Source organism: Geoanaerobacter pelophilus, assembly GCF_018476885.1.
GTDB classification, from domain to species: Bacteria; Desulfobacterota; Desulfuromonadia; order Geobacterales; family DSM-12255; genus Geoanaerobacter; species Geoanaerobacter pelophilus.
Map to the genome: position 1 here is coordinate 37,308 of NZ_JAHCVJ010000006.1, position 23,616 is coordinate 60,923.

The following is a 23,616-nucleotide window of genomic DNA, read 5'->3' on the forward strand; positions in this document are numbered from 1 at the left end:
ATGAACCCCGCTTTTTTGTGGAGTTTGTTTCATGTCCGAGACTGATCTCAGCCGATTGGCAATTGATAAAAAAACGACCGGCTATAAACAGCCGCGTGGGGGCAGGAAGCTGATAGTCGCTGGATCTGTCATCCTGGTACTTGCGGTATTGATTGCCTCTGCAGTTAAGGTGTTTTCCGTTGCCACCGTTGAGACGGTGACAGTCAGTCAGATCTATCCCTCACAGAGTTTCACCATTCTCAATGCCAGTGGCTATGTGGTTGCCCAGAGAAAGGCAGCAGTGGCGCCGAAAACAACTGGCCAGCTTGAATGGCTTGGCGTAGAGGAAGGGAGCCATGTCCAGGGAGGGCAACTGCTGGCGCGGCTGGAAAACAGGGATGTAACTGCCGGTCGCGACAACGCTGCGGCGGCTGTGGCAACGGCACGGGCAAGTCTTGAGCAGGCGCGGGCTGAGCTGCTCGATGCCGACCGTGCCTTTGGCCGGGCAAAGCAGCTGGTCGAATCAGGAGTGCTCTCTCGGGCCGACTTTGACACGGCTGAGGCGCGCCTGAGCCGGGCAAAAGCAGCCGAGAAAGGGGCAGTTTCTACGATCGCAAGCGCAGAGGCGAATCTTGCCGCTGCAAAGGCTGCTGTGGAATACACCATGATCCGCGCCCCGTTTGACGGGGTGGTGCTCACCAAAAATGCGGATGTCGGCGACATCGTTACTCCAATCGGGGCTGCCGCTAATGCCAAGGCTGCTGTGGTAACCATTGCCGATCTTGGTTCGGTCCAGGTTGAGGCCGATGTGTCCGAATCAAACCTGGCGAAAATCAAGGTGGGACAGCCGTGCGAGATCCAGCTTGATGCCCTGCCTGACGCCCGGTTTCGCGGGCTGCTGCAGACAATCGTGCCCACTGCCGACCGGAGCAAGGCAAGTGTCATGGTCAAGGTCCGTTTCCTTGATACCGCGCCGGGGATCCTTCCGGAAATGAGCGCAAAGGTTGCCTTCCTTGAGCGGGAAGTGAAGCCTGCGGAGCAGCGCCCACGGATTGCTGTGCCGAAAGAGGCGATACGGGAACGTGGTGGGGTGAAAAAGCTGTTTATTCTTAAGGATGGCCGAGCAAAAGAGGTGGTCATTACAATCGGCGAGCCGATCGGTGACCTGATAGAGGTCTTGAAGGGGGTAACTGCCGGAGAGTTGCTCGTCAACCGTCCATCAGACAAGCTTGGTGACGGCGTTAAAGTGAAGGCTGTGGAGAAAAAATAGGTGGCTGTCATGGGCGACGCAATTCTGGTGGTGGACGACAGCAGGGCTATACGCGTATTGCTGACCGAGACCTTGCGTGAAGAGGGCTATGAATGCCTGGAGGCGAAAGATGCCGATGAGGCGCTTTCGATTATGGAGACCCGCGACTTCAGTCTGGTGATCAGCGATATTGTCATGCCTGGCCGCACCGGCCTGGAGCTGCTGAAGGATTTGAGGACACTCTACGCCGACACGTTTGTTGTTATGCTGACTAGCGTCACCGACACTGAAACAGCTATGAGTTGCATTCACCTCGGTGCCGTGGATTACCTGATCAAGCCATTCTCAGCGGACCGGCTGCTAATAACCGTCAGAAACACTCTGGAACAGCGCCGCCTGTTCCTTGAGCAACGGGCCCATGAGCAGGAATTGGAACGGAAAGTCCTGGAGCAGACGGAACAGATCCGCGTTGCGCTTCAGGAGAAGGCGATGGTTGCCAAGGAGATGGAGATTGCGGGTGCCATCCAGTCTGCGCTGATCCCTCACGCTCTTCCGGCCACTGGCCGGCTTGACTTTGCTACGCTCTACCGTCCTGCAGGACACCTGGGAGGGGACTATTTCGACCTGTTCAAAAGGGGTGACGGTGTTATTGACTTGGTAATTGCTGACGTGGCCGGGCACAACGTTGGTTCGGCTTTGATTGTTGCCGAGATCAGGGGGGCGCTGCAGGGGCAGCCGACAGCCATGCATAGAGGTTGTGGCGAGATGCTTGCTATGCTGAACGAAGCGCTATATGGCGACCTGACCAGGGCTGAACTGTTTGTCAGCATGTTCTATCTCCGGTTTGATGAGAACAAGCTGCAGCTCTCTTACGCAAGTGCTGGCCATAACTCGCAGCTGTTACGCCGCAAAGACGGCTTGACGGAGGAACTCAATGCAGACGGGATGATCATTGGTGTGATGCCCCATGTGACGTTCGAGGAAAAGATGGTTTCCCTGGATCAAGGAGACCGCTTTCTGCTCTTCACTGATGGCCTGGTAGAGGCAGAAAACCTGCATGAGGAGCAGTTTGGCTCGGAACGGCTTGCCACAGCATTTGCCGATGCTGATTTTGCAAATTGCCAGGAAGAACTGGGAGCTATCCTTGGCGCAATGGAACGGTTTGTTGCTGGCGCTCCGCTCAAGGACGATCTGACACTTCTCCTGGTGAATATTAGATAACCCGGAGCCGGAATGAATTCTGATCCACTGGTTGACATTAAGGGGGTTGCAAAGTCATACCACCGAGGCAGTCAGACGGTGCCTGTGCTTGAGGACATCACCTTTTCCATTGCATCGGGTGAGTTTCTGGCGCTGATGGGGCCATCTGGCTCCGGCAAGAGTACCCTGCTTAACCTGATTGCCGGTATCGACAGTGTGGACAGCGGCTCCATCCGGATCGGCGGGGAGGAGATTACTCGCTTCTCCGAGACCGAGATGGCATCCTGGAGGTCAATGAACGTTGGTTTTGTCTTTCAGTTCTACAATCTGATCCCGGTTCTGACTGCTTTTGAAAATGTAGAGCTACCACTGTTGCTCACTGCTCTTTCGCGGCGCGAACGCCGTAACCATGTTGCCATGGTTCTTGAACTGGTTGGCCTTGCCGACCGGATGGATCATTACCCTTCGCAGCTTTCCGGTGGCCAGCAGCAGCGGGTGGCCATTGCCAGGGCAATCGTTACCGACCCGGAAATAATCGTTGCTGATGAGCCTACCGGTGACCTTGACCGGGTTTCGGCCGGCGATATCCTGCAACTGATGGATCGTTTGGTCAGGGAGTTCGGCAAGACTGTGATCATGGTCACCCATGACCCTCGGGCAGCTGAAAAGGCCCATCGCGTAATTCACCTCGAAAAGGGGTTGCTGGTTGCTGATCCCTTTCAAGATCCCCACTGATCCAATGTTTGTCCTTAAGCTTATCATCCGGAATACCTTTCGGCATCCTCTCCGCTCACTGCTCACGGTAGCAGGTGTTGCCATTGCTGTTATTGCGTTCGGTCTGCTACGGACCCTGGTAGAGCTCTGGTATCTGGGTGCCGAGTCGTCTTCCGCCACGCGGCTTGTCACCAGAAGCTCCATCTCCCTGGTGTTTTCTCTTCCCATATCGTATCGCGACAAGATCCGCCAGGTTTCCGGGGTGACTAAGGTAGCGAACGCCAATTGGTTCGGCGGGATATACAAGTCGGAGAAGAACTTTTTCCCGAACTTCGCCGTTTCCGGCAATTATCTCGATCTTTATCCTGAGTTCATGCTTAGCGATGATGAACGCAAGGCCTTTCTGATGGATCGTAAAGGGGTAGTGGCAGGAAGAAAGCTGGCGCTAAAGCAGGGATGGAAAATTGGCGACCAGATTACCCTTAAAGGGACGATATTCCCCGGTCAGTGGGATTTCGTGCTTCGCGGGATTTATCGGGGGAGTGAACGAACCACCGATGAGAGTCAATTCTTCTTCCACTGGGACTACCTGAACGAGACGCTCAAGAAAACCATGCCGCGCCGAGCGGATCAGACCGGGATCTTCCTGGTGGGGGTCAAGAGGCCTGAGCAGGCGGCAGAGGTGGCACAGGCGGTAGATGACCAGTTTCGCAACTCTCTTGCCGAGACGCTGACCGAGACGGAAAAGGCCTTCCAGCTGAGTTTTGTAGCCATGACCGAGGCAATCGTGATTGCCATTCAGATCGTTTCCTATGTGGTGATTGTGATCATCATGGTAGTTGCTGCCAACACCATGGCGATGACCGCCCGGGAGCGGATATCCGAATACGCGACTCTCAAGACCCTTGGCTTTGGCACAGTACACATCGCCGGGGTGATTTTTGGCGAATCTTTTGCAATCTCACTGGCAGGCGGGATGCTGGGAATTGCTGCGACATTCCCGGCAGCCCATTGGATCGAGACAGAGCTTTCCCAGTTTTTCCCGGTTTTTCAGGTAACACAAGAGACCGTGCTGCTTGACTTGGCGGCAGCGGCTACAGTTGGCATCATAGCGGGGATTTTCCCTACCTGGCGCGGCGCAACCATCAAGGTTGCAGATGGGCTGCGTCGCATCGGCTGAGAGCATGTTCGTTATCCGGAATTCGTTGAAAACACGGCATGCTCATTAATTTTGCGGTCATATAACCGATAATTTGAATTATGTAATTAATTTTTTCATTACTTTAACTTAAATATTATTTTCGCTTTAATAATGATATGTCAATATAAACGAGTAGTTATGTTAGTGATTATTTATTAGAGAGGTTTCACTTAATGCGACCATCAGATAGACGTCGAGCCGACCGTCTGCAAATTAATGAGCTTAGTTGTCCGGGGATACTAAGGCGTGCGAGCCGATATCCCCGGTTTTTATTTCTGCTGTTCCTGGTTTTTACTCTCTTTACCGGCAGTGCCCTGGCTTCAATCGAGTGTTATGAATGCCATGGCACCAAGATTTCTGATACCCAGGGCGATTATCGCCCCCTGGATGACAACCTAGGCAGAAACCCTGTTTCCGGCGGTTTTCGCGGCAATCACCGGACCCATCTTCCTGAAGGTGCAACGAAATCTAACTGTACGATATGCCACCCTGGGACTGACAGTTATGGCATCGGCCACCGGGACGGCAAGATCAAGGTATCATCCAATATTAACAGCTCACCTTTAACGGCCAGATACAAAAATCAGACCTCGGTTTTCGCCAACTCCACCTCGGCATTTCCGCAGACCGCTACCCCTGTTCTGGGGCAGTGCAACAACGTCAACTGCCATTTTGAAACTGCCACTCCTGTCTGGGGAAGCCAATCGTTCATGGTGCCGTCAGACTGCAACTCCTGCCATCTGGCCCCTCCGGAAACCGGCAGCCATGTAAAGCACTTTTCGTCGTTGTCATCTGCTGCCGGAAGAACCATCGGCACTATCTGCAGTAAATGCCACCCTTCATACACAACCGATCCGAAACCGTTCATCCATGCAACAAGCGCTGGCCGCAGAAGCCATGCCGTTACCTTCAGCACCCCTCCTAACAGCGGCGGCAGTTATGCTGGTAGCGTCAATGCCGGATACCTGCCGAGCCAGCACCCTTTGCGCAACGGAACCTGCTCGAATCTCTATTGCCATAGCGATGGCAATGACCCTGGTTTGTACAAGCAACCGCAGTGGGGCAGTTCTCTGGCTGAAAACTGTGCCGGCTGTCATGGCGGCACCAAAGACAGCGGTTCGCCAATGGCAACCAATGCGCATGCTAAGCATATTAACTCTTATACCTTTGCCTGTGAGAAGTGTCATACCGCCACAGTCAACGATACCCCAGCCATCAGGGACAAATCGCTCCATGTCAACAAGATCAAGGATGTGGCCTTTAATGAGGCAGGTGATTTTGCCACCGACACCAAGGGGTGCAGCAACACCTATTGCCACAGCGATGCCCTTGGCCATGCACCAAAGAGAGCCGTGGTCTGGACCGACACCACCCCTCTCGAATGCGATTCATGCCACCGCGGGACCAGGGCAACCCAGACAACAATGAGCTCTGCCGGTCACGGCAGATTGGTTGGCGCTCAGTGGATCAGGAAATATCCCTGCTACTATTGTCATTATGACACCGCTAATACCGATAACAGCATTAAAGACAGAACCAAGCATGTCAACAAGGTCAAGGACGTAGTTATTGCACCCAACTGGCGCATAACCAACAAACCGTTCCCTGCATACAGCTCTGCCAGAAAAACCTGCTACAACGTTTACTGCCACAGCGACGGCACGATAAACCCCGACATTGACAAGACTTACAGCTGGAACCAGGGTAGGACCAACTGTAACAGCTGCCACGGCCACTCGATCAATACCTGCTCTACCAGCAACTGCCACGACGGCACCGAGCATGACGGCAGGTTCTGGCCGGTATACACCCGTTGGAGCAGTGGCCAGGAGTGGCGCGCTGCAGTGCCGATGTTCAAGAACGACGGCCCTGGAACGCTGCGGGCCAACTCCCATCCCCGTCATGTCCAGACCAATTTCACCTGCAACAAGTGTCATGCGGTGACTATTGTCAATGGTGACTGCCGAAGCTGTCACACTGGTGGCACACCATTGGGCAGCATGAGGGAGTCGGCCCACATTAACGCCGATTTCCATGTTAACAAGGAAAAGGATGTCGCGTTCAGCGATGGCGGTACTTACAATCCTGCGACCAAGACCTGCACCAATACCAAGTGCCATAGCGGTACCGTGATTCCCAAGTGGGGGGACTCGATCAATGGCAGTGTCATCTGTCTCGGCTGCCATGGCAGTAATGAGGCGGATCTTGATACCTTTGGCGGTTTCGGCAACGGGACCCAGGCAAAGATCAACCTCAATCACTGGGTAACAAGCGGCCATGGCCGCTACTCCACGTCAGGGCGTTACCCCGGTTCCAATAACCCGGCAGCTAATTTCCCGGCAAATCCCTGCTGGTACTGCCACGACAATACTGTTCTCCATGGAGAGTCGGCCAATCCATTCCGTCTCAGGAGACATCAGCAGTACGAGCTGCGCTTTGACAAGGAGTGCGTCTACTGCCATATGGAGCACAAGGATTACGAGTGCATCAACTGTCACGTCGGCCAGAACAGCCTGGCTCCGCAGGCAACTGCCGGCGGCATATCAGTGAAGCTCCGAACCGGCGGCAGCCGTACCGACTGGCCTTCCCATACCTACCTTAGCGGTTGTACTCTGGCTGCGTGCCATGATTCCGACGATGGGACTTTTGCCAACGGCGGGCACAAAGGCCATTCTACCGGAGCCGGCACTTGGAATGTCGAACAGAAGAACGACATCAAGAGCCAGTATGTCATGATGGGGGTTTGTCTCCAGTGTCATGACGACGATTCCAATGGCCAGTGTACCTTCTGTCACTCCAATAACCCGGCAAAATATTCCCTTGGGTTCAATCCCGGTACCGGCTTTATCAAGCCGAAGCAGGCGCGGGCCTCGGCTGCCCATTTCGGCAAGAAGCATTACGGAACATTCCTGAACTCAGGAGGGTGGACCAAGAATGCCCAAGGAAAGTATCTGGGCACCTGGCGTGGCGGGAAATTCTGCTGGGATTGCCATGACCCCCATGGTGATTCCAACATCTACATGATTCATGACCAGGTTGCTACGGCCACTGATGGGAAATTCGGCGTTCCGGTTTCCCGGTCGCCGGTGTCGTTCACCCAGAAGAAATTCGGCACTGATTACGCCGGTGGCCCCAACAAACTCTGCAACGTCTGTCATGGGGCTGATTCGAAGCACTACCTGAGCAACTTCAGCGATGGCCACAATAGCGGCAAAATCTGTACGACCTGCCATATGCACCGGTTTGCCGATGCCCATGCCGATTCCCAGAGCTGCAACACCTGCCACGCCAATGCCAAGCCGGTTCCCAAACATGTTGCTTTCGGTCTTTCGGTCACCTGCGTCAAGTGTCATTCCGGGATCATCGGCAGCAGGACTGATGTCGTCGGCCAGTTCAACAGCAATTCCCACCATGTGCAAGGGGTTACCCTCACCGGCAAGCAGTGTTATGCCTGCCACTGGGAAGCGACCCCATACGGTACCATCGATCCGGCGAGACACGAAGGGTTCAACTTCAATACCTATTCAGGGGTCAAGAACGCCAAGGTCGATCTGGTGGTGTGGCAGCCGGGCGTTCGCCCGACCTTCTATAGCAGCACTTCGGCAGTTCAGTTCCTGGCAAACCGGATCAATACGGTCAGCGAACGGATTGAAGTAGGCAAGCTCAACAATCATTGCCTCTCATGCCATTCCGATCAGAACAACGATACTTCGCCGTTTGGAGACTGCAAAACCCCGCGCCAGTATGCCTGGGACGGTCAGTCGATCGCTACCCGCTACTCGCAACTGGGGACAACCAGTTGGGGCAAGGTGAACTCCGGAACCTGGACCAATGCCAATAAGAAGGACACGGTCACCAAAGCATTCTCTGCTCATGGCAATGCCGCCATGAACCAGGGGGGCTGGAACGCTGCCGACGGCTATGACGCTGTTCCGCCAAACACCAGAGCCGGCGTGAAGAATGTCCAGTGCTACGATTGTCACAACTCTCACGGTTCCAAGGTCAATGGCACGACCTCCAGCTATCTGACCTTCAATAACACCAAAAACGGTGCCAACCTGAAGGAAACCCAGAAAGACAAGGGGGGCTATGCCGCAACCTATATGGCCCAACCGAACACTACCGGTAAAAACACCTATGCTGCCGGTGCCGGACAATGTTTTGACTGTCACGAAACCCAGAATTCATCTGCAACCAAACCTTGGGGGTATCAGTCTACCTTCGAGGCGTCCCAACCTATTATGGGCTATGACGACAGCCCTCGCTTCGGCGGCGGCACCAAAGGACGCTACACCCGCTTCCCATTCCGGAAGACGAGTGTGGCAGGGACCCATTTCTCTGCTTCAAGTATGCTTAATTACTCTTCCCATGAGCGGATCAACGGTCTTTGCACGCCGTGTCACGATCCGCATGGCGTCTCACCGACACTGGGCGACCAGATGTCATACGCCGTACCGTTGCTCAAGGGTACCTGGATGACCAGCCCGTACAAGGAAGATGCTCCGCCGGCAAATGCCACCAGCGGCGGCACGGCCACACCCCCTTATCGTTGGGGCGGCAATCACCAATACTCCGGCTGGTACTACCGCAAGCCGTCTGCTACGATTCCGCTTGGCTGGAACACCGACCGGAATACCTTTGCCAATGCAACGCCGTACAATACCTTCAATCGGATCAGCGAGAACGACAACCAGTTTGCCGGTTTGTGCACGCGGTGTCACCAGCAGGGCAAGCTGACCAATACTGCCAATGCCAACCCTGACTGGAAATCGCGGGAGCGTGTCCACAAGACAGTCAAGGGGTGGGGGGCGAACAACGAGCATTCCTTTACCTGCTCCAAGTGTCACCAGCCGCACTCTTCGGCCTTGCCGAGATTAATGGTTACCAACTGTCTTGATTACCAGCATCGCGGCCGCGTTGCCTCTGGTGGCAAGGCCTCTGCTGCCGATACCTACCCCGGTAATGGCTACATTTACAACTATGCCAATTCCGGTGGCGGTCACTTTGGCTTCCCGATCGGCGGTATTATCAAGAGCCCGACCGGAACGGACACAACCTCGGTTAATGACCCGGCCTACAAGGCAGACCGCTATAAGTATGAGGCCTTTACCCAGTGCCACCTGCGTCGTTCTGGTGTGACGATTTCCCCGGACTACCCATCTGACGGGTCAACTCCTGCAGTTCCCTCTCAATGGCCGCAGGAAAACTACTGGAACCAGGTGACCCCTTGGGATAATCCGAACGGCACGAGCAGTTCAACTCCGTCTCACAGCAACAGCTACTACTGATTCTAGGATATTTGACATGAGCTCGATTATGAGAAATAGCGTGAAACTGTTTGCTGCATTGACGATTGTGATGTTGGCCGAGACTGTGGTCCTGGCAGCTGGAGGGAGCGAGCTTTCGGGATTTCCAAAGGTTGACCAGCTAGCGAGAAAGCAGGAGGCGCGAGCTGCTGTATTCTCTCCCGTCAGCAGTGCCGTGGTGGTTACCGGCTATCAGAACCTGGCTGGAGATGTCAATGACAGCGCCTACACGGTAAAGTATGATGCCTCCGGAACGCCACTATGGCGAGTAGCCTATGATCCCTCTACCGGCATTGAGCGTGGTGTGGCCGTGGTTATGGATAAGAACCGCGACTCGATCATGGTTGCCAGTGTCTTTACCGCAGGAAAACCGTCCGTGTATGTCACCCGTTACCACGATAACGGTACCTCATCTCCGACCGTTGTCTGGAGCAACACCTGGTCGTCCGGCGTAACCGGCGGCGCCGACCATCCGCTTGCCATTGCCTATGATGCGGTACTGGACAGGGTGTATGTGGCTGGATTTACCCGTAGCAGCAGCGGTGATGACGATTATCTGCTGCTTGCCTTTGATAATACAATCACCGGCGACAACCCGCCGCTCTGGTCCGACTCTTTCGGGGGAAGCGGTGCTGATCGCGCCTATGCCCTCGCTGTTTCGGCAGACGGCAGCAGGATTGCGCTAACCGGCGAGTCTTCCAACGGCAGCAACCTTGATCTGGTCACCGTGCTGTGGGATTCCACCGGCAACCAGCTGCGTAACTGGAGAAAGAGCAGCACCGGTTCGTTCGATGACAGTGGCACTGCCCTGGCATTCACCCCTTCCGGCACCATCGCGGTGACCGGGATTCTTGCCAACAGCCGTGGTGGAGATATCTACACCGCCGAGATCGCGCCCGGATCATCGCTACCGCTCTGGGAAGCCACCTATGACGCTGGTTTTGACGACCAACCCACCTCGCTTGTTGTTGACCAGGCAGGCGATGTCTATGTCTCCGGATATGCCGGGCCACTCCCTGCTTTTTCAAAGCTGTTTCTTGTGAAATATCATAACAATGGCACTGCTATCCCGGATACGGTCTGGAACGCTACCTTTGATGCCGGTTCTACCAATATTTCCGGTGCCGTTGCCATGACCGTTGATAATGCCACCAACCCGACGGGTGGGGTTTATGTCTCTGGATGGCGCGATTATTCGGGGTTGAAAAAGGTGGTTGCCCTGAAATACGGGAAAAACAACGGCAGGTTGTTGTGGCAGAAGGAGTGGGATGGGGTATCCGGCAAAAGCTCGCTGCCGGTCGGCATCGGCTTGCAGGGGCAGGGGGTGGTCGTCCCTTCATGGACCGATCAGACGCAACCGCTTGACGGTGGTATCCTGACGGCAACCGACGGCAGCACCACCACCTTGAAAAACAGCAGTAAATCCTGGAGCACCAACCAATGGACAGGCTATTACCTGTACCTGGTATCCGGTCTGAACCCCGAAGACAACGACATGTTCAGGCCGATCAAAAGTAACGATACCACAACCCTGACCCTTGACGCCAGTCAGGCATTTCCCAAATCAGTGGCTCTGGGGGACCTTTACTACATCTTCGATAAGGACAATATTGATTTTGCTCTGCTCCGCTATGACAAGGGGACCATGGATCCTCCGACAGCACTTGCTGCTCAGGCGGTTAGCAACAGCTCAGTACAGCTCTCGTTCCAGGACAACACCGAGAACGAAACCGGTTTCAAGGTTTACTGGAAGATCGGGGAAAACGGCACCTGGTGCAGTGATGTCAACGCCTGGGTCATTCCGTCAGCGACGCCGACGCAAACCGGAGTGGTTTCCTGGACTGCCACTGGTCTCACGGCAGACAGTGATTACTTCTTCAAGGTCGCTTCATATCAAGGGAGTACCCTCGGAGATTTCTCGAATGTCGCCAATGCCATCACCAGAGGGGTGATCACCTTTGCTGCGCCGGCGGCAAGTTACAGTTATGCCGATTCGCAGGGAGGAGATGATTCTCTGATCGCCACTGCCTGCTACAGCGGAGGCAGTCCGGTCTTTTTCGGCTCCATCTATAGCGACCAGAATATTTCCGGCCAACCTTCCTATGATTTTTACACGTTCAAAACCACAAGGGATTTTTTATCTGTAGCATGGTCAGACAAGCTGGATGGTGGCTACGATGAAGATGATACCGCTGTGGCGATGGCGGTGGATGGTAACAGGGAGACTGTTGTGGTCGGTACTTCCAGCCAGGGCGTTCCGGGTGCCGGCAACATTCCGTCCATCTGGGGTCATAAATATGCCTTTACCCCAGCTGTTGACGGTTATGGCCAGGCAGTTTCACTCTGGACCTCTCAACTCAACGGAGTCGGCAAGCTGGCCGATCATGCCGATGCCATAGCGGTCCAACCGGTTGCGCCCTATAGCATTGCTCTGGTCGGGCATGGCAATGCCGATCTCTCCCAGGTCAATTATTATGTAAGAAAGCTTTCCACTGCTGCCGATCCTGCTGTGCCGAATGTTGATTTCACGGTTGAAAGCAGCAGCTCATTTGTCTGTGCCGATCTCAACTCTTTCAGCGGTAACCCTTATCCAACGGCAACTGTGATGAATGCGGCCGGTGATGTCTTTGTTACCGGTCGGCTGGAAATCTCCGGGGCAAACAACAACTGGTTTGTCGGCAAGCATGATGCTGCCACCGGCAACACCGTCTGGATGGAAACTCTTGGGGGAGCGGGTGATGACCGGCCTCTTGCCATGACTCTGGACAATAGCGGCGATCTGTATGTCGCCGGTTACACTACAGATGTTGCCACTGGCTTCACGGTCATGACTCTGGCCAAATACCAGGGGAGTTCTGCCGGGTCAACCAGCCTCCTCTGGAAGAAGAATTATCCATCCGGGACCCCGGCCGGTAATTTCGCTGCCCGGAAGATCGCATACGACAGCTATGCCAACCAGGTTGTGGTTGCCGGCGAGGCTTTTGTTGCTTCTGGGGATTCTGATCTTGCCGTGTTGCGCTTTGATACTGCGGGTGGTCTCGTGTGGGAGCGGGAGCTGCGTCGCTCCGGATCGGTTGAGATCCTCACCGGCTTGACGATCGACCCGTCAGGTTACATCTATATAAGCGGCGACAGCGGCGTCAGTCCCAACACCGACATTATTGCCGCGATCTACACCGATTCCGGGAGTTACACCAACTCGTTCATCTACAACGGCACGGCAGGCAAGGATGATCACGCGGCCTCACTGGCAACCAACCAGTTCGGTGAAGCGTTCATCGCCGGCTATACAACTTCGGCAGCCGGCGACAAGGACATGCTGGCGCTGAAGATTGTCAACAATCTGGCGATAACACCGGCTAACCTGAGCGCAACGCCCCAGACCGATTACACCAAGGTTGCTCTCAGCTGGACCAATGTTACCGCCGGCACCACGCCTTATATCAGCCGTACCATCAAGGGGGCGGAAGAATGGGTCAGTCCTGCCGGGTTGACGAACGGCAAACTGCTCGCGGATGCTGCGTCATTCACCGATAGCGGCTTGCTGCCCAACACCTCATACTGCTGGCGAGTCTATGCTGAAAAGGATTCTGTGCCGACTCGTTACACCTCCCAGGTGTGCACAACTACCATGTATGCGGCACCGGCAGCTCCGGCCGTGAGTAATCCATCTGCATCGATCAGCTCATTGCATCTCACCTGGACCAACGTCGCCGGCAACAGCGGTTACCAGCTGGAACGGAAAACCGGCAGTGGCGGGACCTATGCTGTGATCGCCACCCCGGCGGCCAATATAACCAGTTATGATGATACCGGACTCTCCGCTGCGACCACCTACTATTACCGGTTGAGCGTGCGTAACGGTTCCGGCCTCTCCCAAGTCTCTGCCGACTCCGCGCCGGGATACACTGCTCCTACTCCGGTCACGGCCTGGGCGTCTGCCAGAGCAACCAGCGCAACCGCTACCTACATGCAGTGGTATTGGCCCACCAGTCAAACTACCAATTTCCGGCTTGAACGGCGCATCAGCGGCGGCAGCTGGGGGACCATCGGTAATACCGCCGGCAACGCCTATTCCGATGCTACCGGCCTGGTTGCCAATACCACCTATGAATATCGAGTATATGCGCAATATAACGGCATTGAAGCCGTGACCCCAAGTCCTGTTCAAGCGATCACGACTTTACTGCCTCCACCGACCCTGCAAAGCGCAACAGCTCTATCTCCAACCTCGTACTCGGCCACCTGGTCGCAGGTGGCAGGCAATAGCGGTTATAACCTGGTAGCGAAGAGTTGTAACGGTTCTGTAGCCGCCATCATTGCCAACCCCGTTGGCTATTGTAATGCCGGTGAAGAGACAGCGGCTTTTGCCGCAGGCGTTGCTTCCGGCACTGCGACCACCAGCAACAATAGTTTCAAGGGATGGTACATTGTAGCGCGAACCCTGAACAGCGGTGGTGCTTCAGTTGACAGCAACGGCATTTTATTGTTCAAGCCCCTGGCGGTAACTCTGTCCAATGTGGAAATACCCGGTTCAAACCAGTTGAAACCGGTTTGGACCAACACTACCGAGGAAAATTTTGAGGTCCAGCGCCGGCCGTCAGGCGGCACCTGGGCGGCAGTCAGTTCAGTCCTAGCTGCAGATACCCTAAGCTGGACCGATACCACGGTGACCAACGGCACGGAGTACTGTTACCGCGTTCGCGCTTATACCTCTGTCGGAGGCCCTGCTGATGCTTATTCCAACGAGATCTGCAAGACCGCCCAGGCCCCGCCGACGGCACCGCAGCTCACCATGACCGCTCCAACCCCGACCTCGATTAAACTCGAGTGGGTGAATACCAACTACACGGCCACGGATTTTGAAGTATATCTCAACAACTACAATTATAGCTATGGCGGCAAGCCTGAGTCATACTCTGCCTGGGCCGGAGCAACCAAGGTTGGTACTGTCACTAGTTGCGCGTCCGGCGCTGTCTGCAGCTACACCCAAACCACCAGCCGTGGGGCAGCTTTTTCCGGGTTTGTCCGGATGAACTACAATGGCACGCTCATCGATTCGCAACTGTCGAGCCCTGCAGCAGGCTATATCCAGACCATGCCCAGCCCGCCGTCAATATCCTCGTCTTCGGCAACGGCCTCATCTGTGGCAATCAGCTGGAACCGGGTGGACCCGGCGTACAGCTACAATATCTATTATAAAAAGAGTTCCGACACGCTCTGGGGCAGTCCGGTCAATATTGCCTTTGCCTGGAATCCGAACCCGTACCCGTATACCATTTCCGGTCTGACCTCAGGTATCCAGTACCAGCTCAAGGTGGAGTCAGTCGGCAAGTTCCAGGAATCCAACGACGCTGTTGTGACCAGCATCTATACCGCACCGCTGGCTCCGGCCAAACCGGTCATCAGCAATGTTGGCCAGACCCAGGTGACTGTTGCCTGGGGTGCCGTGACCGCCGCAACGTCTTACAAGCTGGAACGGTCAACCGACAATGCGACCTGGACGGTTGCCACCAACCAGAACGTACTTACCTATAACGACTCCGTCCTGACTGCCGGCACCAAATACTGGTACCGGGTCAAGGGGGTCAACTCCGGGGGAGATTCGCTGCCGTCCGATACGGAAACCGTAACCACCATACCGAATGCGCCTGGGATGCCACTGCTGATCACCCGTTCCGACAACCGGATTACCGTCGGCATTCGCACCATGAAAGGGGCGACCGGTTACAAGATCTATCGCAAAGACGGCGGAGCCGGGGCCACACAGAACCTGGTGACAACAGTAAGCGCTTCTTATGCGGAGTCATACTGCGGTTCGGCATATCCGACGCTAAGCTGTGCGGCATTATCCTCAAAGATCTATGACAGTGACGATGCCGGGCTTTCTGCCAATACCAGCTACTGTTATGCCGTTGCAGCTGTTAACACTGCCGGTGATTCGGCTATCGGCCCGGAATATTGCACTGCTACCAGCCCGTATGCCCCCGCTGCACTGGTCGGGGAGTCGATAAGCCCATATAAGGCACTGTTTACCATAACCCCCGGTACGGGGACAGCCCCGACCGGTTACCAGTTGGAATACAAGCAGGGGGATAGCTGGAACATGATCGCCCGCATCCCTTACGGTAACAACTCCTACACCCTTTCGGGACTGCTGGGGCCGGGCGCAACCGGCCAGTTTCGGGTCAGGGCCTACAAGCAGATTAGTGATGATTTTACCTCAGGAATCAACCCGGCGGTCTGGTCGCAGCAGGTGGTGATTCGTGATCCCAGTAATGTTGCTGTGGTGTACTCGACCACGCCACCGATCAGTTATTCGACCTCGAATGGCAACTCCTCTATTGTTGGCGCCAACGGCGTGGCTACCCTGTCCCAATCATCTACCGGCAACGGTGCCGCTAACAGCTGGAATGGTGCATTTATCAAGCTGGCAGATGTCTCGCCGCTGCTGGGGGATTTTGACTTTTCCACCAAGATGCGGCTGCCGGCAGGGCAGGTAACCGGCAACCAGTACCATGTTTATGCTCGGTTACAGTTCAACATGCCGACCACTGCCGGTGATAGCGCCCGCTCCAATTTCTTCTATATAGGCCGTTATGCTTCGACGATAAACGGTTATGAATACTGTTTCCGGATTGACGGAGTCTCGACTTGCAACAGCGGCACAACAGCAAGTAATACCGACGGTGGGTTACGGATTACCAGAACCGGGCGCAATGTTGCCGGCTGGCTTGCAAACAGCGCTGGGAATGCTTGGCAGCCGTTGGTAAGTGTTAGTGAGATGCAGTCTGCCCCGGGGATTTTAGGGCAGATTGGTCAATCATTGGCGCGCAGCGAAGCGATGTCGCTGGTAACCGAACTGGATGATACCATACTGGTGGGGGCGATTACCTCGCCGTCCAACGAGGTGACGGTGACCATGCAGAATTACAGCGGAGCGCAGAACAGCTGTCCTTAACAGACCGGTTTAGGTGAAGTTGTACGAACAAGCCCCCCGGCTTCTCTAGGAATGAGAGGCTGGTGGGGCTTGTTGACATTGGTAAGCTGATCCTGAAACTGAGTACAGGCGGATAATTCAATGTTGAGTAAAGGCTGAGGATTGCAGGACTTCGAAGTTTTCTCCGGCGCGTGAAAAACGTACCCGGTTCTCCCTGATCTCCACCACCTTTGCCCCGGCCACTTCTGCTCCTTCGCCAACCAGAGCCCCATTAATGACCGCGCGCCGCATGGATCTGTCATCTTGATAAGCGATTCCTGAGATAGTTATTCCAGAAGCAGTAGCAGTGTTGCTGCCCGGAGCGATGGTTTCTTCTCTTTGCGGAGCGGATGGTTTTGTTGGTTGTGCCGTATCGGGAGCAGGTCTGGGGTGTGCCGGCGGTGGCGCCACAGTTACTTGTGGTTGCGGTATCGCTGGAGTTGGCTGAATCGGCTTAATGGGAACGGTTTTTGAGGATGTTTTAAGGGCAGGTGCTTCGGAAGGGGTTTTCTCTCTCATCATTAGGAGCCCACCGGCGATGCAGCTGATAATGACTACTGCTGTAACCGGGAGTACAAGGGGAGAACGGGACGTTTTTCGCGGAACTCCGCGGTAGCTTAATACCTCCGGGCGGATATCCGTACTGTGCCTGCGGCTTGCCTTCCGCTCTTGTTCCATCTTCCTCAAGGCATCGAGAATAAGGCTCATCGCGGGTTCTCCTGTGCGGCAGCGGGGGAGGGGGGGCTCCCTGGAACATCGCTTTTCATTTTGCCGCCTGACTTCTGGTATAGCCGGGTAAGGGTCCTGCCGCCCGGCTTGCCGTCTGCTGCAAGACCTTCTGCCAGCTGGAACTTTTTGACCGCTTCTTCAGTTTCAATATCAAAGATGCCGTTCGGAGTGCCGGCAAAAAATCCCGTCCTTTTGAGCATAGACTGCAACACTTTTACGCCATTGGCCTCTTCGTTTTTGAAACTGGCTTCTGGTGTACTTGCCACAGGTTGCCCCAGAAACGTTTGCTGTTTGTTGACCATCAGGAACCCGGTTATCACGGCAACTATGACCAATACACTGGCCAGCAGGAAACGGTAGCTGAAACTTCTCTTGTCCTCGGTTTGCATGAGGTCGGTAATGGCCATTCCCGCCATTCGGGGCGATATCATCCGGGTATCTTGCGTATAGGCAAGCAGCAACGCCCGATCGCAAACCGCATTCACCAGCCGGGGCAGCCCGCCGGTAAAGCGGCCGATCTTGTGCGCTGCTCCGGAAGAAAAGGTGACCGGCTCACCTCCGCCTGCTGCGACCCGTATCCGGTGGCGAATGTAAGCATGGACGTCGGACGGCTCCATCGAGTCGAGGTGATATCTGACAGTTATCCGCTGATTAAGCTGTCGCAGCTCTTGCCGGGCCAGCAGTGCTTTCAGCTCAGTCTGGCCGACCAGCACGATCTGGATCAGTTTTGACTGCTCGGTCTCCAGGTTTGAGATGAGCCGGACCTGTTCCAACACCTCGGTTGACAGGTTCTGTGCTTCGTCGATGACCAGCACCACGGTATGCCCAGCGCTGTTCTCCCGGAGCAGAAACTCGTTAAGGGACTTGTGGAGCAGGTGCAGGTCATTACCGGTGCTGGGAAGACCATACTCGCTGTTGATCTCCTGGAGCAGCCCGAGCGGCGACACCGTCGGGTTGAAGATAAAGGCGCTCCGATGCGTCTCCGGTGAGAGCTGGCCGAGAAGGGTACGAATAATCGTGGTCTTGCCGGTCCCGACCTCTCCAGACAGCTCAATGAAGCCGGCGCGGGTATCGATGGCAAACAGCAGGTGAGCAAGCGCCTCCTGGTGATGGCTGCTTAAGAAGAGAAAATCAGGGTTTGGCGTGAGGGCAAAAGGGGGTTCCTTGAAGCCCAGGGTTTCCCAGTACATGGTGCTGTTTTAGCACACTTGCCTGACTGCATAAAGAGAATTTGCCTGGAGAAGCCTGTCCCACCCCTTGACATGTCATTGTTAATAGCTACGCTTCAAAAGATATGAAAACAGGTATTAACTAGATGCCCATCCCCATCTCCTACAGTTTCCGCAATCTCTGGACCCGCCGGCTTACCACGGTACTGACTGCATTCGGCATGGCTCTGGTAGTGTATGTCTTTAGCGCCACCCTCATGCTGTCCGAGGGGTTGCGCAAGACCTTGATTTCTACCGGTTCGCCGGACAATGTGGTTGTGATCAGAAAAGGGTCGCAATCCGAGGTTCAGAGCGGGGTTGAGCGTAACCAGGCATCGATAGTGGAGAGCCGACCTGAGGTTGCCATCGGTCCGGACGGCAGACGGTTGCTGGCTAAGGAACTGGTGGTGCTGATCAATATCCCGAAGCGGATTAGCGGCAAACCGTCAAATGTGGTAATCCGCGGGGTGAGCGAGACCTCTCTGTTGCTGAGGCCCCAGGTGAAGCTGATCTCCGGTCGAATGCCACGCTCGGGATCTGTTGAAGTAATTGCCGGCAAAAACATCGCCGAAAGATTCAAGGGGGGCGGGCTGGGAGAGACTCTTCGTTTCGGCATGAGAAACTGGAAAGTGGTTGGTGTTTTCGATGCCGGCGCCACCGGCTTTTCCTCGGAAATATGGGGAGATGTTGACCAGTTGATGCAGGCTTTCCGGCGACCGGTCTATTCTTCGGTTCTTTTCCGAGAGCGCGATCCTTTACAGTTCGCGAGCTTGAAGGAGTCGATCGAGACTGATCCGCGGCTGACCGTGGAAGCAAAGACCGAGACCCGGTATTACGAGGACCAGTCCGAAGCGATGGCGACTTTCCTCAGGATCATGGGGATTGCGCTTACGGTCATTTTCTCTATCGGTGCGGTCATTGGCGCCATGATAACCATGTATGCCGCGGTGGCCAACCGGGTGACCGAAATCGGCACCCTGCGGGCCCTGGGGTTTACCCGCGGCAGCATTCTGGCGGCGTTTGTCTTTGAAGCGCTCTTCCTGGGGCTGATTGGCGGGTTGCTCGGCCTGTTCTTCGCGTCTTTCATGCAGCTGATAACAATCTCGACCATGAACTGGCAATCGTTTTCCGAGCTTGCCTTCTCATTCACCCTGACCCCGGCAATCATCGGCGAGTCGCTGCTGTTCGCGGTTTTCATGGGGCTTGCCGGAGGGCTGCTGCCAGCGTTTCGTGCCGCCAGGATGAACATCGTGGATGCACTCAGATCAACATGAAGGTGGTGTCTGGCTATGTTTAGTTTGAAATTTGAAAGAATCGTCTGGGTGATGCTGGCCCTTTCTATGGGGTTGTACGGGACCGATTATCTGCTGTTCGGCCAGTGGCGCGAGATCGGTTTGGGGTTTCTTGGCAATCTGGCGTTTTTGCCGATTTATGTGCTGTTTGTTACTCTGATGATCGAGCGGGTCCTGAAAGCCAGAGAGCGTGATGCCCTTCGTCAGAAGCTGAATATGGTGATCGGAGTCTTTTTCAGCGAAATCGGTACGGTCCTGCTCAGGGACGGGTTCGGCTTTGTCCGGGAGTGTGAAGCTCTCAGGAGCCGGATGAAGGTTTCGGGGCAATGGAATGATGCTGAGTTCAGGGCTGCCGGAGAATTTCTCAAAGGTCAGCCGTTACGGGTGGATAGTCGCAATGGCGATTTACAGGAACTGCGCGATTTTCTGGTTTCCAAACGGCAATTCATGTTAGGGCTGCTGGAAAACCCGAACCTACTGGAGCATGACGATTTTACTGAGCTTCTCTGGGCGGTATTTCATCTCGTCGAGGAACTGGAACATCGAGCCGATTTATCTCACCTCCCAGAAACCGACCTGGACCACCTGTCGGGGGACATCAAACGGGCATATACCCATCTCCTCACTCAGTGGTTATCGTACATGCAGCACCTGAAAAACGATTATCCCTATCTTTTTTCCCTGGCAGTAAGGACAAATCCTCTGGATCCCGAGGCAAAAGTTGAAGTGAGCTAACTGGCAACCTTCAAGATGCCGGCGGAACTACCGATATTGAAAATACAGGGAGTGTGTTGAAAAGCGTTAAAAGCCAAAAGAAGAGAATGAGTGTGGTGTCATGGTAACCATCATCATAATTTCCAATGATCCGCATGTAATGCATCTGAAGGAGCGTTTTCAACCGCTTATCAAAGGCCAGATCTGCATTTACTCTGATTTTGAGCAGGGCCTGATGGCGGTGTTTGATAAACGGCCGGCATCGGTTTTCATTCAGCGCGAAATTGACGGCACCGCTGCTGAAGTGATCGCCCGGCAGATAAAGGGGTTGCTGCGCGACGGCTCTCCGCGGATTATCTTGATGGGTTCGCTTGCCGGCAATAGCAACGAGAGCCTGAAATGTTTCGACGACAGTTTCGATTTTGCTGCTACCGAAGAGGAGCTCAGTGAGTTTTTCGGAGAGCAGCTGGCAAAAATTCCCTATCTGCTGTGGAAAGATGGCCGTGGGCCGGCAGAATGGCACGCTGCCCCTCCGGATCATCATGACCCCGGTCAGGTGCAACTGGTCACGGTCAGCGATCCATCGGTCGTACCCGATCCGTTCATCCTCAACCAAACTGATAACCTGCATGATTTTGAAGTAACTGCAAAGGAGGAGGGGAAAGCCTTCAGTGGCCCGGCAGATCCCGTAGTGGACCATCCTTCTGGTGCAGATGGTCATGTGGCACCTTTATCCCGGCCTTTTAAAGCTAAACCCGCAACGACTCGCGGGGTGCAAGGCACGAACAGCAGCCTGGGACATGCGTCTGAAAAGCAACCGAAAAGCCGGCCAACACAGATGGTATTTGCCGGAGCAGAAGACCACGGGTTCAAACCAGAGAGGGGCAACGCCAACAACGATTTTTCCTCATTTGGCTGGGGCGGATTGTCTTTAACACCCAAAACCTGGCTCTATCTCGTCGGCTTTATTATCGCTGTGTTATTGGCCTCGGTATTGACGGTTACCGATACTGTGCCGCTGCTTAAGGAGCTGTTTAAGAAAAAACTGATAGCAGGCAGTCCGCAGTCCGCAAAGCAGGAAATGCCGGCGCTGCAGCCACAGCGTTCAACTGTTCGCCAGGAGAGGATGACCTCACTGCCGGGGATCATTCCGGCAGCCGGCAAGGATTCCCAGTATTCGGCCGCACATCCGGGGTGGGAGCGGTATGTCGCCGACGGCCAGGAATTCCTGGTATTCAGGTCGGCCAACAAGATTAAGGCGATTCAGCTCATTGCCTCTCGCGACCACGATATTAAGGCGGCAACGATTTCCAGGCTACTGCAAGAACTGCTGGGCAATAGCAGCTATTCGATAACCGGTACCTCCGAGAAAAATGGCTACCTGTTGGGAAACGCCAAGCTTTCCGAGGGGGCGCATCTGGTGATTTACCGGAAAAAAACCGATGCCTTGATTAGAGGGGTCGTAGTTACCTTACCTTAAATTGGTCGCAAAGTTGACCATGCGATGATGATTTTTCTTCAGGAGCGTCATGATGTTTTTCATTAAGTGGTCATCGCTGCTGCTCGTGTTTCCGGCAGTGCTGTTGTCGGCACTCTGTCTGCCGGCTCTTGCCATTGACCCCCGTTTCGACCTTGACACCAGGATGCTGGACAGCAGGTTTGCCGGAGGGGCTGACGCCGCTTCCTCGCAAAAAGCGAAAAAGCACAAGCCTGGGCGAGCAGCGGCACGATCATCACGATATACCATTAAACCCGGCGACAATCTTTACCTCATCCTGATGGGAAAATACGGTTTGTCGGAAAAGCAGGCAGATGCCGTTATCCCTCGTTTAAAGGAGCTGAACGGCATCAGCGATATACGGTCGCTGCGCGTTGGCAGTACCATCTCCATCCCTTTGCCCGTAACAGGGGGCAGTACCGCCAAGAAAGCCGTGCTGCATCGCAGGAAAGAAGATGCTCCGGCTGTTGTCCAGCAATTCAGCATGTTGCGGCAGCTGCGCACCGAAGGGGCTGCGGATCTGCGGTTTGTGCGCGGGGTGTGGGACCACCTGTTCCCTGGCAAATGGGACCGAACCGAAGGGATAACCGTCTCGGGCCAGAACTTCGAACTGGCGCTCGACCCGGATCGCTATCCGGTTTTGCCTGCGGCAGACGGGGGAAGAATCCTGCTTGACCCTTCCGGGAACCTGCCACCTTTGGTAAAAAGCCTGGTTCAAACCCTTGATGATGTAAGGGTGGTCAGCGAGGATCCGTCGAATGCGCGGAAGTTCTATGCCTCGCTGCTTGCCGAGGCCCGTTTTTTCTCGGTCTCAGAAAACTACGGCATCGATTTCGGCCACGAACCTCAATTGACTGTGACTAGTGACTTCAAGGTCGAAAAAAGCCGCGAAAGCCTGATGCAGCAGGGTATTGTCCTGTTGAATGTCACCGAGAAGAGAGGCGGGACTCCGCCGTCGCTTGTCGCTTTTCTGGCAGGGCAAGGGTTCCGCTTGATAGAGCCCTACTCAGCTCATCGCCGTACCCCGCCCGAACAGGGGCACCGGCTCGTGCGCATCGCCGGGGCCGGCCCTTTGGATATTGCCGACCGGGTAATGGCTTCCCAGGATCTCAAGTATTCGCGAGATACGCGGGTGGAGTTGTTTGGCCCCAATGACAGCGGACTACGGTTGGATATCACTGCTGACCGCTTTTTTGAAAGCCGGGGAGAGCGCTTCATAGTCAGTCGCTTCAATGGTGACCCGGTATTCTACACCTTGATGCGTTTATTGGAAACTCGCGGTTATCGGGTCATCATCCTTGAGGAGCATGACGATTTCCGCCGAGTCACAGAAAAGCTTCTCACCCGGATGCGGGTCCCGGCGCAGTTTGATCGCCAGCCTCTCTGGCCAGCTAGAGACCTGCCATACAGCATTACCTTTCCCGGTTTCCTGATCCGCGATCCGGCAAGCGGCAAAAAGACCGTACTGACCGCCAGTCCGGTTGATCCGTTGATAAACGAATTGGTGACACTGAACGGTTTTACCGTTATCGACCCATAATTTGCAT

General features: G+C 55.0%; 12 protein-coding genes. 10 read left to right on the forward strand and 2 right to left on the reverse strand.

What is annotated here, in order from left to right; all coding sequences use genetic code 11:
• The first annotated feature begins 31 nt into the window (after window positions 1-31).
• The 6 genes from KI809_RS14310 to KI809_RS14335 all read left to right on the forward strand — a co-directional run bounded on the left by KI809_RS14310 (window position 32) and on the right by KI809_RS14335 (window position 16,610).
• Window positions 32-1,249, forward strand: a complete 1,218-nt coding sequence (locus tag KI809_RS14310) for an efflux RND transporter periplasmic adaptor subunit (RefSeq protein ID WP_214172265.1) — start codon at window positions 32-34, stop codon at window positions 1,247-1,249.
• 9 nt (window positions 1,250-1,258) lie between these two features.
• Complete coding sequence (locus KI809_RS14315) at window positions 1,259-2,449, forward strand: PP2C family protein-serine/threonine phosphatase (RefSeq protein WP_214172266.1); 1,191 nt, start codon at window positions 1,259-1,261, stop codon at window positions 2,447-2,449.
• Between the two features lie 12 nt (window positions 2,450-2,461).
• Entirely contained in the window at window positions 2,462-3,163 is a 702-nt protein-coding gene (locus tag KI809_RS14320) for an ABC transporter ATP-binding protein (protein ID WP_214172267.1), read from the forward strand.
• 4 nt (window positions 3,164-3,167) lie between these two features.
• Complete coding sequence (locus KI809_RS14325; protein ID WP_214172534.1) at window positions 3,168-4,322, forward strand: ABC transporter permease; 1,155 nt, start codon at window positions 3,168-3,170, stop codon at window positions 4,320-4,322.
• Between the two features lie 194 nt (window positions 4,323-4,516).
• Entirely contained in the window at window positions 4,517-9,631 is a 5,115-nt protein-coding gene (locus tag KI809_RS14330) for a CxxxxCH/CxxCH domain c-type cytochrome (RefSeq protein ID WP_214172268.1), read from the forward strand.
• A gap of 28 nt (window positions 9,632-9,659) precedes the next feature.
• Complete coding sequence (locus KI809_RS14335) at window positions 9,660-16,610, forward strand: fibronectin type III domain-containing protein (protein WP_214172269.1); 6,951 nt, start codon at window positions 9,660-9,662, stop codon at window positions 16,608-16,610.
• Window positions 16,611-16,727: 117 nt separating this feature from the next.
• On the opposite strand, the gene KI809_RS14340 is transcribed toward KI809_RS14335, so the two are convergent.
• Window positions 16,728-17,336, reverse strand: coding sequence for a general secretion pathway protein GspB (locus KI809_RS14340; protein ID WP_214172270.1), 609 nt, complete (start codon window positions 17,334-17,336; stop codon window positions 16,728-16,730).
• Window positions 17,333-18,547, reverse strand: a complete 1,215-nt coding sequence (locus tag KI809_RS14345) for an ExeA family protein (protein WP_214172271.1) — start codon at window positions 18,545-18,547, stop codon at window positions 17,333-17,335. The genes KI809_RS14340 and KI809_RS14345 overlap by 4 nt, the downstream gene beginning before the upstream one ends.
• A gap of 125 nt (window positions 18,548-18,672) precedes the next feature.
• Between KI809_RS14345 and KI809_RS14350 the strand changes: the two genes are divergently transcribed.
• From KI809_RS14350 to KI809_RS14365, 4 genes are all read left to right on the forward strand, one after another.
• Window positions 18,673-19,839, forward strand: coding sequence for an ABC transporter permease (locus tag KI809_RS14350; protein WP_214172272.1), 1,167 nt, complete (start codon window positions 18,673-18,675; stop codon window positions 19,837-19,839).
• Window positions 19,840-19,854: 15 nt separating this feature from the next.
• Window positions 19,855-20,592 carry an MJ1433 family protein gene (locus KI809_RS14355; protein ID WP_214172273.1) on the forward strand — a complete coding sequence of 246 codons (738 nt, stop codon included), beginning with the start codon at window positions 19,855-19,857 and terminating at the stop codon, window positions 20,590-20,592.
• A 100-nt stretch (window positions 20,593-20,692) separates the two neighbouring features.
• The gene (locus tag KI809_RS14360) at window positions 20,693-22,051 is read left to right on the forward strand and encodes a hypothetical protein (RefSeq protein ID WP_214172274.1); all 1,359 of its coding nucleotides are present in this window, start codon (window positions 20,693-20,695) and stop codon (window positions 22,049-22,051) included.
• 52 nt (window positions 22,052-22,103) lie between these two features.
• Window positions 22,104-23,609, forward strand: coding sequence for a LysM peptidoglycan-binding domain-containing protein (locus KI809_RS14365; protein ID WP_214172275.1), 1,506 nt, complete (start codon window positions 22,104-22,106; stop codon window positions 23,607-23,609).
• Window positions 23,610-23,616 lie beyond the last annotated feature (7 nt).